The 14,293-nt window shown below is 72.4% G+C and carries 11 protein-coding genes and 1 pseudogene; 1 reads left to right on the top strand and 11 read right to left on the bottom strand.

Going from position 1 to position 14,293, the window contains the following annotated elements; translation table 11 throughout:
• Nucleotides 1-59 precede the first annotated feature (59 nt).
• The 9 genes and pseudogenes from trxA to AC067N_RS03990 form a co-directional block, all read right to left on the bottom strand.
• Nucleotides 60-428: a thioredoxin gene (gene trxA / locus AC067N_RS03950; protein ID WP_478677304.1), complete on the bottom strand. Its 369-nt coding sequence runs from the start codon at nt 426-428 to the stop codon at nt 60-62.
• A gap of 41 nt (nt 429-469) precedes the next feature.
• Entirely contained in the window at nt 470-1,408 is a 939-nt protein-coding gene (locus AC067N_RS03955; RefSeq protein WP_478677305.1) for an aminotransferase class V-fold PLP-dependent enzyme, read from the bottom strand.
• A 32-nt stretch (nt 1,409-1,440) separates the two neighbouring features.
• Nucleotides 1,441-2,295 (bottom strand): annotated as a pseudogene (locus tag AC067N_RS03960) (sulfite exporter TauE/SafE family protein); the annotation flags it as partial.
• Nucleotides 2,292-2,873: a rhodanese-like domain-containing protein gene (locus AC067N_RS03965; protein ID WP_478677306.1), complete on the bottom strand. Its 582-nt coding sequence runs from the start codon at nt 2,871-2,873 to the stop codon at nt 2,292-2,294. The gene AC067N_RS03965 and the pseudogene AC067N_RS03960, both read right to left, overlap by 4 nt.
• Before the next feature lie 88 nt (nt 2,874-2,961).
• Nucleotides 2,962-4,347, bottom strand: a complete 1,386-nt coding sequence (locus AC067N_RS03970; protein WP_478677741.1) for an MBL fold metallo-hydrolase — start codon at nt 4,345-4,347, stop codon at nt 2,962-2,964.
• Nucleotides 4,348-4,479: 132 nt separating this feature from the next.
• A complete protein-coding gene (locus AC067N_RS03975) occupies nt 4,480-5,709 on the bottom strand; it encodes an NAD(P)/FAD-dependent oxidoreductase (protein WP_478677307.1) in 1,230 nt (409 codons plus the stop codon).
• Nucleotides 5,710-5,756: 47 nt separating this feature from the next.
• Entirely contained in the window at nt 5,757-6,083 is a 327-nt protein-coding gene (locus tag AC067N_RS03980) for a rhodanese-like domain-containing protein (RefSeq protein WP_478677308.1), read from the bottom strand.
• Nucleotides 6,084-6,237: 154 nt separating this feature from the next.
• Nucleotides 6,238-7,236, bottom strand: a complete 999-nt coding sequence (locus AC067N_RS03985) for a sensor histidine kinase (protein ID WP_478677309.1) — start codon at nt 7,234-7,236, stop codon at nt 6,238-6,240.
• Nucleotides 7,237-7,570: 334 nt separating this feature from the next.
• Nucleotides 7,571-8,731: a magnesium and cobalt transport protein CorA gene (locus AC067N_RS03990; protein WP_478677310.1), complete on the bottom strand. Its 1,161-nt coding sequence runs from the start codon at nt 8,729-8,731 to the stop codon at nt 7,571-7,573.
• 141 nt (nt 8,732-8,872) lie between these two features.
• On the opposite strand from AC067N_RS03990, the gene AC067N_RS03995 reads away from it, so the two are divergent.
• The gene (locus AC067N_RS03995) at nt 8,873-10,006 is read left to right on the top strand and encodes a winged helix DNA-binding domain-containing protein (protein WP_478677311.1); all 1,134 of its coding nucleotides are present in this window, start codon (nt 8,873-8,875) and stop codon (nt 10,004-10,006) included.
• Between the two features lie 131 nt (nt 10,007-10,137).
• Here AC067N_RS03995 and AC067N_RS04000 read toward each other — a convergent pair whose 3' ends face one another.
• Nucleotides 10,138-10,935, bottom strand: a complete 798-nt coding sequence (locus tag AC067N_RS04000) for a S1 family peptidase (protein ID WP_478677312.1) — start codon at nt 10,933-10,935, stop codon at nt 10,138-10,140.
• A 335-nt stretch (nt 10,936-11,270) separates the two neighbouring features.
• A complete protein-coding gene (locus AC067N_RS04005) occupies nt 11,271-14,132 on the bottom strand; it encodes a helix-turn-helix transcriptional regulator (protein ID WP_478677313.1) in 2,862 nt (953 codons plus the stop codon).
• Between the last annotated feature and the right edge of the window lie 161 nt (nt 14,133-14,293).

Genomic DNA, 14,293 nt, shown 5'->3' on the forward strand with positions numbered 1-14,293 from the left:
ATGTCCCGGTTCGGGACGGCTGAGGGCACCCGTGGAGACTCCATGGGTGCCCTCGGCCGTCAGTTCGCCCCCGCCGGGTCGGCGGCCCGTCGGCGCACGTCCTCCATGTCGACGGCCCGGAGCTTGCCGATGAGCTCCTCCAGTGCCTGCGGCGGCAGTGCGCCCGGTTGTGAGTACAGCACGGTCCGGTCGCGAACGGCCATCAGGGTGGGGATGGAAGAGATCTGGAAGGCGGCGGCGAGTTCGGGCTGTGCCTCGGTGTCGACCTTGCCGAAGACGATGTCGGGGTGGCGTGCGGCGGCCTTCTCGTAGACGGGGCCGAACATCCGGCACGGTCCGCACCAGGCCGCCCAGAAGTCGATCAGCACGATCTCCGAGCCGGTGACGGTCTCCTCGAAGTTGTCCTTGGTCAGTTCCACGGTGGGCATGGCTTCCGGTCTCCTCTCATATACCCGGTGGGGTATCCGTTTCAACCGGTGCCGGTCCGGGTTTGTTCCAGGCAGACGGGCGGCAGCGGGAACCAGCGCATGCGCTCGAAGTCGGCCGGCAGCCCGGTGGGGGCGTCGTCCAGGCGGTCGGAACGAGAGGCCAGCACCTTGCGTGCGCGGTCGAGCTGACCGGGCAGTGCCTCCTCGCCCAGCCGGTGGTGGCGGACGGCCGGCGCGGTGAGGCGCCCGTCGGCGGTGAAGCGCACGTCGGTCAGCCGCAGTGGGGGATCGGCGGCGTCGGCGTGGTGGTGCCACTGCCCGGTGTGCGGGTCGAAGCGGTATTCGGGCAGGAGCCGGTGGCCATGGGTGGCGATCAGGTCGACGGCGTCGATGAGGTAGTCGCGGACCGTGTCGCTGATGAAGTAGTTGAAGTTGACGCGGGTCCAGCCGGGTTTGATGCCGTCGAAGCCGTGGACGACCTCGTCGAGCAGGGCGTGCGAGGTGGCCGCGTCGATGGCGAGCAGGCGGTGGCCGTACGGTCCGGCACACGAACAGCCACCGCGGGCCTGGACGCCGAGCAGGTCGTTCAGCAGGGCGACGACAAAGTTGTGGTGCAGGTAGGAGCGTGCCCCATGGCGGATGCGGAAGGAGATGATGGACAGCCGCCGGGCGTGGTGGTCGCCGAGGATCTCGATGCGCGGGTTGGTGTCCCAGCGGGCCAGCGCCTGCCGCCAGTGGCCCTCCTCGGCGGCCTGGATCGTGTCGGTACCGACGGCCTGTTTCAGGGCGAAGACCAGACCGGCGCGGATGGACTCGACGATGGCCGGGGTGCCACCCTCCTCACGTGCCACCGCGTCGTCGAGATAGCGGTGGCCGAGCGGGTCGACGAAGGCGACGGTGCCGCCGCCGGGCGCGGTGGGCACCCGATTGCGGACCAGCTCACGCCGTACGACGAGGACACCCGGAGTGCCGTAACCCACGCTCGGCCTTGCTCGCGCGGGGGGACCCCCATCGGCGTTCGTCCGTCGGAGCCACGCAACATGTACCAGCTGAACACGATCCCCGCGGCCGAGGCCAGGGAGGCCCAGGTCCAGGGGCTGGTCAGCAGTGTGTGGCGCAGGTCGGGGCTGATCTGTTGGCCGAGGACGAAGACGCCCATGACGGCGACGAACCAGCCGAAGGACTTGCGCAGCGCGTCCTGCGGGATGCGTCCGGCGAGCAGACCGCCGAGCAGGCTGCCGGCGACGGCGGTCGCCGTGACGAGGGCCGCGAACCCCCAGTCGATGTGCACGCTGGCGAGGTAACCGGTCAGCCCCGCGAAGGACTTCATGGCGATGACCAGCAGGGAGGTGCCCACGGCGACGGTCATCGGCAGTCCGCCGAGCAGCGCGAGGGCGGGGACGACCAGGAAGCCGCCGCCCGCGCCGACCAGCCCGGTGACCAGGCCGACGACGATGCCGTCCAACAGGACGTGCAGGACGGGGAGTTCGTGGTGGACCTTTTTCGGCTGCCGCTTGCGCCCCCGGATCATGGCGCCGGCGGTGGCGATCATCATGAGAGCGAACGCGAGCAGCAGCACGGTGCCGGGGATGAACTCGGCCAGTCGTCCGCCCGCGTAGGCGCCGGTCATGCCGGCCAGGCCGAACAGCAGCCCGGTGCGCCAGCGGACGCGTCCGGCGCGGGCGTGTGAGACGACGCCGGCGGCGCTGGTGACGCCGACGACGAACAGCGAGGTGGCGATGGCCTCCTTGGCCTCCATTCCGGCCAGGTAGACCAGGATGGGCACGGTCAGGATGGACCCACCACCGCCCAGGACGCCGAGGCTGACCCCGATGAGCAGGGACGCGGCGATGATCACGGCGATCATGACGTGCTCCGCAGGGCGGCGACGACGGTGTCGATGTCGGCGCGCGGGCCGCGGTTGTAGGGCAGCTTCGACAGCAGCATGCCCATGGCGCAGGTGTTGGTGAGCGCGGCGGCGGTCAGCCCGGCGCCGACGGCTGTGCCGATCAGGTGCAGGCCGGGCAGGAACAGGCCCGCGACGCCGGTGATCAGGACGAGGGTGCCGGCGACCAGGCGCACCTGGCGTTCCAGGTCCCAGCGTTCGGGGCCGCGGGTGAGGGCGCCGCCGGCGGTCTCCCAGGCCATGACACCGCCGTCGAGGACGCGCAGGTTGGGCAGTCCGGCTTCGGCGAGGGCCTGTTCGGCCTGGGCGGCGCGGGTGCCGGAGCGGCAGATGAGGACGACGTCCTCGTCGAGGTGGTGGCGCAGTTCGGCGCGGTGCTCGCGGAGGGTGTCGAGGGGGACGTTGTAGGAGCCGGGGATGTGGGCGGCGCGGAACTCGCCGGGCGTGCGCACGTCCAGCAGGCGCGGGCCTTCCCCGTCCCGGGTCAGGTCGCGTAGGGCGGCGGGATCGAGTCGTGGTTTGTCGGCGTGGGTGGTCATCGGGGTTCCTTGCTGTCTTTGAAGCTCTCTCTTGATGGGGGGTGGGCGGCGGCCGCGACCTCGGGACCGCCGCCCGGGGTGGGGTGGGTCAGGCGTCGGCCGTGGCCGGCCGGGCGAGCCAGGCGCCGTAGCCGCCGAGCAGGTCGGAGACGTCGGTGCGGCCCTTGTGGCGCAGCAGGCTGGCGGCGATGGAGGAGCGGTGGCCGCCCGCGCAGTGCACGGCCAGGGGCCGGTCGGCGGGGATCTCGTCAACGCGGCGGGCGAGTTCGGCCAGTGGGATGTGCAGGGAGCCCTCGATGAAGCCCTCTTCGCGCTCGGCGCTGTTGCGCACGTCGAGGACCAGCGGGGGTTCCTCGCCGTCCAGCTCCCGGCGCAGTTCGTCCGCGGTCAGTCGGCCGGCCTGCTCCATCTCGTGGGCCAGGACCACGAAGGCGCCCTCGGGCTCGCGCAGGTAGCCGCCGACCCTGTCGAAGCCGATGCGGGCGAGCCGGGTGACGATCTCTTCCTCGCGGTCCTGGGGCGCGACCACGACGACGTCCTGCTCGGGAGCGACGACCATGCCGGCCTGTTCGGCGAAGCGGCCGTCGGCGGGCACGTTGACCGAGCCGCGCAGGTGACCGGCGGCGAAGTCCTGCGGGGAGCGGGCGTCGACCACGACCGCCCCCGCCGCCCGCCGCTCCATGAACTCCTCCACCGACAGCGGCCGGGGTGCGGCGCCCGCGTCGAACAGGCCGTGTTCCTTGCGGTTGAGGATGGCGTCGTAGACGAAGTAGGCGGGCGCGGAGGGCTGTCCCTCGGTCACCAGCTCCACGAACCTCTCCTCGCTCATCGGGCGGCAGGCGTAGTTGGTGGCACGCTGCTCGCCGATGGTGGACTGGCGCTGGGTGGAGAGGTTCTTGCCGCAGGCGGAACCGGCGCCGTGCGCGGGGAAGACCCGGACCGCGTCCGGAAGGCCCATCAGCTTGTGCTGGATGGTCTCGTAAAGCATCTTGCCGAGTTCGTCGGCGGTCACGCCGATGGAGGCGAGCAGGTCGGGGCGGCCGACGTCGCCGATGAACAGCGCGTCACCCGTGAGGACGCCGTAGGGGACGGCGTCGTCGGCGTGCTCGTACACCAGGACGCTGATCGACTCCGGGGTGTGGCCCGGGGTTTCGAGGATCTGCAGCTGGACGTCGCCGAGGGTGATGTGTTCGCCGTCGATCAACTTGTGGATGGGGTACTCGGCCTCCGCGCGCTGTCCGTAGCCGATCCAGGCGCCGGTGCGGTCGGCCAGCTCCAGGTGGCCGGCGAGGAAGTCGGCGTGGAAGTGGGTGTTGATGACCGCCTCGATGGTGAAACCGTGCTCGGCGGCGTCGGCGAGGTACTCGGACACGTCGCGGCGCGGGTCGACGACGACGGCCTTGCCGGTGGTCTCGTCGGCGATCATGTACGACGCCTGGGAGAGGCAGTCGAGGTAGTACTGGGCGAAGAACATCTTGGGGACCTCCGTGTCGGAAGAGCAGGACTCTTTCTTCATACCCCCGGGGGTATGCAACAGGGTCTGGTCCGCCCTGTGCGCGGACGGGATGGTGGTCGGCCCGGGTCGGGGGATGCCCGGGCCGACCGGTCAGAGGCGGCCGGTGAGCATGCCGTGCCAGTACACCGGCGGCAGCCCGTACCGCTTGAACAGCCACATCGCGCGCCGCTCCTTGAAGGGGTCGAGCAGCGGGAAGGTGGGCGTGGGGTTCAGGTCGTAGTCGAACTCGGCGAGCAGCATCCGGTCGCGAGCGGTCACCAGCGGGCAGGAGGTGTAGCCGTCGTACCGGTGCGACGGGGAACGGCCGTTCATCACGTCGAGCAGGTTGGCGGCCACGACCGGCGCCTGCTTGCGCACGGCGGCTCCGGTCTTGGAGGTGGGCAGGTTCGCGACGTCGCCGAGCGCGAAGACGTTGTCGTACGACGGATGCCGGAGGGTGTGTTTGTCGGCGGCGACGAAGCCCTGAGGGCTGGCAGGGTCGGCGAGCGAGCCCGACGCGATCCAGTCGGGGGCGCTCTGCGGCGGCACGGAGTGCAGGAGGTCGTAGCCGATGGTCTCCTTGGTGCCGTTCGCGTGGTCGGCGACCGTGATCTCGCGGGCATCGCCGTCGACGGCGGTCATCTCGGAGCGCAGCCGCACCTCGATGCCGTAGCGCGCGGCCACCTTCTCCAGGACCTGTGACCAGGCGGGCACCTTGAACATCGCCGGGTCGGGGATGACGAGGATGATCCGTATCCGGTCGAGGACCTTCTGCCTGCGCCAGTGGTCGGCGGCCAGATAGGCGATCTTCTGCGGAGCGCCGCCGCACTTGATCGGGGTCGCCGGGTGGGTGAAGACCGCGGTGCCCGAGCGCATCTGCTTGATCAGCTCCCAGGTGCGCGGCGCGTACTCGGGGGAGTAGTTGCTGCTCACCCGGTCATGCCCGACCGCTTCGGCCAGGCCGGGCACGCCGCCCCAGTCGAGCTGCAGGCCGGGCGCCAGCACCAGATGTTCGTAGGTGAGTTCGGCGTCGCCGGACAGGGTCAGCGTGCGGGCGTCGGGATCGACGGCCAGCGCGCGCCGGCGGATCCAGCGCACGCCGTCGGGTATGACGGAGCCCTCGGGGCGGCGGGACGTGTGCAGGGGGGCCTGGCCGCCGCCGACGAGGGTCCACAGGGGCTGGTACCAGTGGGTGTCGGACGGTTCGACGAGGGTGATGTCGGTGACGCCGGCGCGGCGCAGGCGGGCGGCGACGCTGATGCCGGCGCTGCCGCCGCCGATGACGGCGACGCGGTGGCGGCCGGAGACCGGCGCGTCGGTCGGTGAGGGGGACGTGGCCAAGGCGATGCTCCTTCCGGGCTGGCCGATGTGCGGGTGTCGTACGGGGGTCAGGCCGCGTGCTCGCGGGATCCGGTCGCGATCGGGCGGCCGTCACGGGCCCAGGTGCCGGTGCCACCGGCCACGGAGTAGGCGTCGATACCGCGGGCGGTCATCAGATCGGCGGCGGTCTTGCTGCGGTTGCCGCTGGCGCAGATGACGTACACCGCCCGGTCCGTGGGCAGCTCGCCGCACCGGGCCGGCACGGTGCGCAGCGGCATCGGCTGTGCGCCGGGCACATGCCCGGCGGCGTATTCGTCCGGTTCCCGCACGTCGACCACCAGTCCGCCGTCGGACCAGGCCGCGGCGAGGGCTTCCTGTGTCACTTCACGAGCCACTTGGTTGCCTCCTCAAATACCCCGGGGGGTGTCTTGTCGGTGAGAGTACGGCGGTTCCGGGAGGTGCGTCAAATACCCCGGGGGGTATTTGCCCGACAGGCAACATCGGGTCGGCGCCGGCGCGCCGACGGCCTGTGCCGGCTTCACGGGCGGCTCACGGCCGTCGTGTGCCGGCTCGGGGCAGGCGGATGGTGATCCGGGTTCCGCCGCCCGGTCCGGAGGCAGCGGTGACCGTGCCGCCGTGCGCGGTGACCAGTTCCCGGACGACGGCCAGGCCGATGCCGCTGCCGCCGGTCGCGCGGGCGCGGGTGCCGCGCCAGAGGCGGTCGAAGACGTGGGGGAGTTCGGCGGCGGGGATGCCGGGCCCGGTGTCGGCCACCTCGACGAGTGCCTCGGCGGTGGTGGAGGAGGTGGTGACGGTGACGGTGTCGCCGGGCCGGCAGTGGCGGGCGGCGTTGCTGAGGAGGTTGCCCAGGGCCTGGTGCAGGCGGTCGGCGTCGGCCCGGACGGTCACGGGCCCGGCGTCCAGATGGGTGCGCACGGTCAGCCCGGCGGTGCGCAGTTCGGCCTCGCGGCCTGCCACCGCGGCACGGACCAGGCCGGTCAGATCCACGTCGGCCGGGTGGAGGGACAGCCGGGCCGATTCGGCGTCCGCCGGTTCGCCGAGGTCGCCGACGACACGGCCCAGCCGCAGGGTCTGGTCGTGGAGCGCGGCCAGGCGCTCCGGGGCCGGGTCGGCGTAGCCGTCGCGCAGTTCCTCCAGCCCTGCCTGCAGGGCCGCGAGCGGGGTGCGCAGTTCGTGGGCGATGTCGGCGGCGAGCCGGTGGCGGGCCCGTTCGGCGCGGGTGACGTCGTCGGCCATGGCGTCGAAGGAGCGGGCGAGGTCGCCCAGCTCGCCCGGTGCGTCGATGTGGGTGCGGGCGGTGCGGTCCCCGGCGGCGAGCGCACGGGCGGTGGCCGCGACCCGGACGACGGGAGCGGTCAGACGCCGGGTGACGAACCAGCTGACGGCCGGCGCGACGGCGAGAGCACCCAGAGCGGCGGCGATCACCCAGCCCCAGGCGACGGACAACCCGGTCGATCCCGCGGCGATGCGGTTCGGCCGGCACCGCCTGAGCGCGTTCTCCGCCTGCCGTCGCGGCGGACGCGCCATCGGCCGCGCAGCCACTCCCCGGCTTCTCCCAGTGCGACCAGCGGTGCGGCGGACGCGGCGCACAGCACGGCGCCCGTGGTGCGGCCCACAGCCTGGCTCAGAGGCCAGAGCGCAACGGTCATCGCGGCCCGCCCGAGATCGACCGACGCGATCACCGACCGCCTGGGCGATGGCCCGCCCAGGAGGGCAAAAGTGCTGGTCAGGGTTTCAGCGGAGGCAGGTGGGCGATCAGCCGCATCGCTTCTCCCCAGGGACTCCTCGGAGCCGATTCCGGCGCGGTCCGCGACCGGTGCGAGAGGAGAGGCCGCATAGGACTGGGCCCCGCAAGAGGGAATCAGAGCCAGTCCCGCCGCTTGAAAATCACGTACAGGCTGAAGCAAACCACCCCCATCAAGCCGATCGCGAAGGGGTATCCGAAGTCCCAGCCCAACTCCGGCATGTGCTCGAAGTTCATGCCGTAAATGGTTCCCACGAGTGTGGGAGCGAAGAGAATCGCCGCCCAGCTCGAGATCTTCTTGATCTCCTCGTTCTGTTCGAAGCCCGCCTCCGCCAAGGCCCGCATCTCCGCGTTCTGCTGCTGTGTCACCAGCGTCGCGTTGACCGTGAGGATGTCCGTGAGGGCCTGGCGGAAGCCGTCGACGCGTTCGCTGGTGTGGGTGACGTGGTCGGCGACGTCGCGGAGGTAGCTCTGGAGCTCGTCGTCCGTCCCGTACTTGGTGAAGCCGGCCATGAGGCCGTGGAGCATCCCGACCAGGGGCCGGGTGGCGCGCTGGAACTCGACGACCTCGCGGGAGAGTTCGTAGATACGGCGGGAGACCTCCGGGTCGCCCCCGAACACCTCGGTCTCGATCTCGTCGATGTCGTTCTGCACCCCGGCGACGACCGGTGCGTAGTCGTCCACCACCGCGTCGAGGATGGCGTACAGCACCGCCTCCGGGCCCAGCCTCAGCAGCTCCGGTGTCCCCTCCATACGGCGGCGGACCGCCGAGAGGTCCGGCGCCGCGCCGTGGCGGACCGTGATGACGAAGTCGGGGCCCACGAACACGTGCAGCTCTCCGAAGTCGACCTCCTCCGGGGCGTCGAGGTAACGGGCCGCGCGCAGCACGACGAAGAGCGTGTCGCCGTAGCGCTCCAGCTTGGGTCGCTGATGGGCCTCCATCGCGTCCTCGACGGCGAGCGGATGGAGGTCGAACTCCGTCGCCAGGGACAGCAGTTCACCCTCCGTCGGACGGGCCAGGCCGATCCACGCCATGCCGGACGGTGCCTCCCGCAGCTCCCGGAAGGTCTCCGAGAGCGTCGCCGGCGCGGAAACCCGCACGCCGTCCTCGTACAGGACCGCCTGCACCACGCTGGCCCGCTCGGACTGCTCCGGCCGCGCCGGCTCGGGACGCGGTGCCGGCGGCATGGCCGCCGGGGACGTGGGAGGGGGCAGGGCGCGGCGCCAGACGGACCTCCTGGCGCTCTTCGAGGCCGGGCGGGCACGGCGTTCGGCCATCGGTCTGCCTCCCGAGTCGCACATATGTCTGTGTGATCTTCGAGCAGGATATACGGGGCAAACGGTGTGACGGGCCGCGGGAGCCGCGCGCGTCGGCCCTTGCGGACAGAACCTGTCCGCAAGGGTCGCTAGCGTTCCACCATGACGAAGAAGGCGACCTCGACCGCACCCCTGCTCGGCGCCCGCGCCCTCAACCGCGCCACCCTCGCCCGGCAGCTGCTGCTGCGCCGTGCGCCGGTGACCGAGCTGTCGGTGAGCGGCGCCGTCGAGCATCTGCTCGGGCTCCAGGCGCAGAACGTCAAACCGCCCTACTACGCGCTCGCCGCCCGCCTGGAGAAATTCGCCCCCGAGCAGTTGTCGCGGCTCATGGCGGAGCGTGCCGTCGTACGGATCGTCACGATGCGGTCCACCATCCACACCCACACCGCCGAGGACTGCCTCACCCTGCGGCCGCTGGTGCAGCCCGCCCGCGAGCGGGAGCTGCACCAGTTCCGCAAGGGTCTCGTCGGTGTCGACCTCGACCGGCTCGCCTCCCTCGCACGGGAGTTGGTGGAGGACGAGCCGCGCACCCTCAAGCAGTTGCGCGAGGCGCTGCTCGTGGAGTGGCCCGACGCCGATCCGCTCGCCCTCGGCATCGCCGCCCGTTGCCGGCTGCCGCTCGTGCAGGTCACCCCGCGCGGGCTGTGGGGCAGGAGCGGCCAGGTCGCGCTGACCACCGCCGAGCACTGGCTCGGCCGCCCCGCCGAGCCCGCCCCCGCGCCCGAGACCGTCGTACGCCGCTATCTCGCCGCCTTCGGGCCCGCCTCCGTCAAGGACATGCAGACCTGGGCCGGGCTGACCCGGCTGCGCGAGGCGTTCGACCGGCTGCGCCCGGAGCTGGTCACCTTCCGCGACGAGAGCGGCGTCGAACTCTTCGACCTCCCCGACGCGCCCCGCCCCGACCCGGACACCCCGGCCCCGCCCCGCCTGCTGCCCGAGTTCGACAACCTGCTCCTCTCCCACGCCGACCGCTCCCGCGTCGTGCCCCCCGGTCTCAAGGGCCGTAGCTGGCAGGGAAACCAGGCCTACCGCACCTTCCTCGTCGACGGGTTCCTGGCGGGGATCTGGAAGTTCGACGGCCCCGTCGTTGTCCTGGAGCCGTTCGGCCGCCTCACCGCGGAGCAGCGGGCCGGACTCGTCGCGGAGGCCGAGCGCACCCTAAGGACGCTGCCCGGCGAGGGTGCGGACGCCGGCGGCGGCCCGTACGACATCCGCTTCGGTGCGGTCGCCGGCTGACCCGACCGGGCGGGCCGTCCGGCGGACGTCCATGGAGAGGGGGCGCTGCGAACCGCTCGTGGCAGGTTCGCAACGCCCCCTGGTATCACCTGAGGATGTGCCTCAGGAGTTCGCGGGCCGGCCTTCCCCGACTACGAGTTGACCTGCGCGGCCACCGTGCTGGAGAAGGTGGTCAGCCGGGTGTAGATACCGGGGTACTGCGCGTCGGCGCAGCCGTAGCCCCAGGAAGTAATACCTGCCAGGACGCCCCCGATCATCAGGGGACCGCCGCTGTCGCCCTGGCAGGTGTCCACGCCGCCGGAGGTGTAACCGGCGCACACCATGTCGCTCGCCTTGAACGCGGAGCCATAGGAACCGGAGCCGCCGCAGACCGAGTTGGAGACGATCGGCACGGTCGCGGTACGCAGCTGGTTGGAGGAGGAGCCGCCCGAGGAGGTGGTGCCCCAGCCGAGGATGCGGGCGGTGGTGCCGGCCGCGTAGACACCGGTCTGCGACGAGGTGACGTACGAGACGGGGGTGTACGGCATCGACGACGACAGGGTCAGCACGGCCACGTCGCTGCCGTCCTCGGCGGCCGTGTAGTTCGGGTGGATCCAGATGCGGCTGACCGACCGGACGGTGCCGTTCGTACCGTTGCGGTAGGTGCGGCCGCCGACGACACGGGTGTTGCTGGTGGTTCTGCCGTCGACGCAGTGGGCCGCGGTGATCACCTTGGTCGCGGACACGAGCGTGCCACCGCAGAACTGGCTCTGCGAGGCGTTCGTGATCTGCATGACGTACGGGTACGCGCTCGCGGTGGTGGTCGTACCGCCGACGATGGGCTGGGGAGCGGCGACGGCGCCGGGGGCGCCGAGCAGCGCGGCCGCGGAGGCGGCGGCGGTCGCCGCGGCGGCGACGATCGTCTTCCTGGCACGGTGGAACCCGAACATGGTTCTCCTCATGGGGGGGGAGTTGCCGGTGGGGGACGCGCGGGTGGGGGTGGTGCACAGGGGCCTGCGGTACCGCCCCCGCTCGGGGGAGCCGAGCGGGGGCGGTGGGCCGGTCTGTGTGCCCTGGCGTGCGGCACGGCGTAAAACGTATGACCCGATGTGATCGCTCCCCAAGGGGGGATCCCCCTAAGGGAGTTGGGGAGGGAAAACCCTCGATGACCCGGGCCGTGGTGTGAGCCTAGGCTGGAGTCGCAAGGGCGGGGGCGCGTCACGGTCGACGCGAAACCCTCGCACACCGGTCCCCTGGGAGGGGTCGTGCGCCGTTCCCGGGGAGGTCAGTTCGTCCGGTGTCCCGCCGCCAGTCGCACGATGTCCACACGCGACCGGATCCCCAGCTTCCGGTAGACCCGCGTGAGCGTCGCCTCGACCGTCTTCACGCTGATGTACAGCTTGCCGGCGATCTCCCTGTTGGTGGCGCCCTCCATCACCAGCTCGGCTACCTGCCGTTCCGTCGCCGCGAGCCCGGCGAGGGCGTCCAACGCCGACGGGGCGATCGCCGGCTGCGGCGCGGGTGCCGGGGCGACCGCGGCCCGCTCCACCTGGCGCAGCCACGGCAGGGCGCGGCAGCGGCGGAACAGCCGGGACGCCTCGTCGTACGCGGCCGGGCCGGGCGCGGGTGCCACCCCTGCGCGCGGAGCGACACCGAGTGTCTGGGGCGCGGCGCGCAGACGGGCCAGGGCGTAGGCGGCCCGCGCCTCCTCCAGTCCGCAGCCCAGCTTGGCCAGCCGGTCCTGCGCCGAGGTCAACTGCCGTACGGCCGCCTCGTGTTCACCGCGTGCCGCACGCACGAGGGCCTCGGCCCGGTCGAGGACCGCGAGGATGCTCTCGCGGCCCAGCCGCATCGCCCGCTGCCTGGTGGCGTCGATGACGTCCTGCGCCTCGGCGATCTCCCCGACCCGCACCAGCGCCTCGGCGAGATCCGCCTGCCAGCGGCCACGGGCGGGGTCGGTGACCCCGAGGCCCTCCTCCAACTCCCGCACCCGGCGCAGCGCCTGCACGGTGCCGGCCGCGTCCCCGGCCACCAACCGGGCGTGGCCGAGGGCGCCGAGGGCGCGCGAGAGGTACATCAGGTCGCCGTCCTGCTCGGCGTGTTCGGCGGCCTCCCGGGCGAGAGCCTGGGCCCGCTCCACGTCGCCCCCCGCGGCCTCCGCGAGCGAGGTCAGCATGGCGGAGGCGCCCTCGCCGATACCGGAGTCCCGGGCGAGCCCGTAGCCCTCACGGGCGAGGTCGAGGGCCCGGCCGCAGTGCCCGGTGCGCAGTTCGATCTCGGCGAGGAAGCGCACGTAGTGCACCTCGCTCTCGACCATGCCGCGACGCCGCACCTCGCGCAGCAGCGCGGTGGCCGTGGCGCGGGCGTCGCCGAACTGGTCGCTCATCATCAGCCAGCGGAAGCGGGTCGCGCCCGCCCCGTTGTGGTGACAGGCCAGCTGCGGGTCCTGCGGCTCCTTCAGCGCCTTCTTGATCGTCGCGGGCGCGTCCGGGTGCCCCATCAAGGTCTCGACCTGCGCCTGGTGGGCGAGCGCCAGAAGCTCGGTGCGGCGGTCACCGGCCTTCGCGGCCAGTTCCGCGGAGCGCGCGGCCTCCTCGCGGCCGGCCGCGAAGTCACCGTCGATGACCAGCGCGCGCCAGGCCAGCTGGTAGTGGACCAGGGCGAGCAGCCGCGGGTCGTCGCCCGCGTCGGCCAGGGCCTGCGGGTAGACGGCGTCGACCTCGGCGATCGACTGCCCGGCCGCCTCGATCACCACCATCCAGGCACGGACGCGTTCGGCGGGCTCGGTGGCCCGGCTCAGCACCTCGCGGGCGATGTCCCGGGCCAGGTCGTTCTCGCCGGCGGTCAGCGCGTCCTCGGCGGCCTGGAGCCGCCGCTCGTCCGGGGAGGGCGTCGTGTCGCCCGGGGTGTGCCGGGCCGCGAGCAGGCCCAGCTCGGCGGCGACCGAGGGCGCCCCGCGGTCCCGGGCCACGGCGGCGGCCTCGCCGAGCCGGGCGGCGACCTGCGGGTCGGCACCGGTGGTGGACAGCGCGAGATGCCGGGCCCGCTCGATGGGGTCGACGGCGGCCGTGGACAGCGCGGCGTGGGCGGCCCGCCGCTCCTGGGCGGTGGCCTCCGCGTACAGCGCCGCCGACACCAAGGGGTGCGCGAACCGTACGCCGGGGCTCTCCCGCTCCGGTGCCAGCAGCCCGAGCTCGACGGCCCGCGCGGTCTCCGCCTCGGCGTTCTCCCGCCCGGCGGCGCGCAGCAGGGCCAGGGTGGGCCGGGCTCCGGCGCTCGCCACGAGCAGGGTGCGGCGGGCCTCCGCCGAGAGCATGTCCAGCCGGTTCAGCACCAGCGTCCGCAGCGAGGTCGGCACCGGCAGCGGCTCGCCCGGGCGGGGCGGGGTGGGGCTGTCGGCGAGGGCGCGGCCCAGCTCCAGCGCGAACAGCGGGTTGCCGCCGCTGGTGCGGTGGATGTCGCGCACGGTGGAGCGGGGCAGGCCCGTGTAACCGCGGTTCTCCAGCAGCTCGGCGACATGCGCTCTGGACAGCGGATTGACTCTGAGGGCCAGGGTGTCCGGCGGGGACGCGCGTAGATACCTGTCCTGCTCATGGCCATGGGGGTCCGTCGAGGTACGGACGGCGCACAGCATGCGGACCGGCATCTCGCCGAGGCGGCGGGCGGCGAACCCGAGCAGTTCCACGCTGGCCGGATCCAGCCACTGGAGGTCGTCGGCGACGATCAGGACGGGGCCCTTGGCGGCCAGCGCGCGCAGGGTCGACAGGACCGCGAGGCGCAGGGCCAGGCCGTCGCGCTGGAGGGTGGACTCACCCCGTCCGGTGAGCGCGGATTCGAGGGCGGTGCGCTGGGGGGCGGGCAGCTGGTCGGAGACCTCGTCCACGACGAGGCCCAGCAGGTCGGTCAGGGCGAGGAACGGCAGGTGCGACTCGGACTCGGTCGCCGAGCAGCGCAGCACGGTGCGGGCCGTCGTGTCGTATTCAGCGGCCAGCGCGCGCAGGACGGTCGATTTACCGATACCGGCCGAGCCGTGCACGAGGACGCTGCCGCCGCGCGCGAGCTGCTCCCGCGCCGCAGTGAACAGCTCCTCCCTGCCTATGACCAGGTCGGGGCGGGGTCTCCCAGGCTCCTTGAAGTCCCGATGCACGGGCCACCGCTCCCCTCTGTGTCGTGTCCGGGCCAATATTAGGCAACCAGTCCTTGAATTTCGGAACGCAGCGTGGTGAGGGAAATAACAGGAAGGGTACGGCATAAGGAATTTCACACGCCCGAAACATGAATCCCCCGCCATGCCCGGGCCCACCCCTC

Source organism: Streptomyces sp. NPDC042364 (assembly GCF_056437585.1).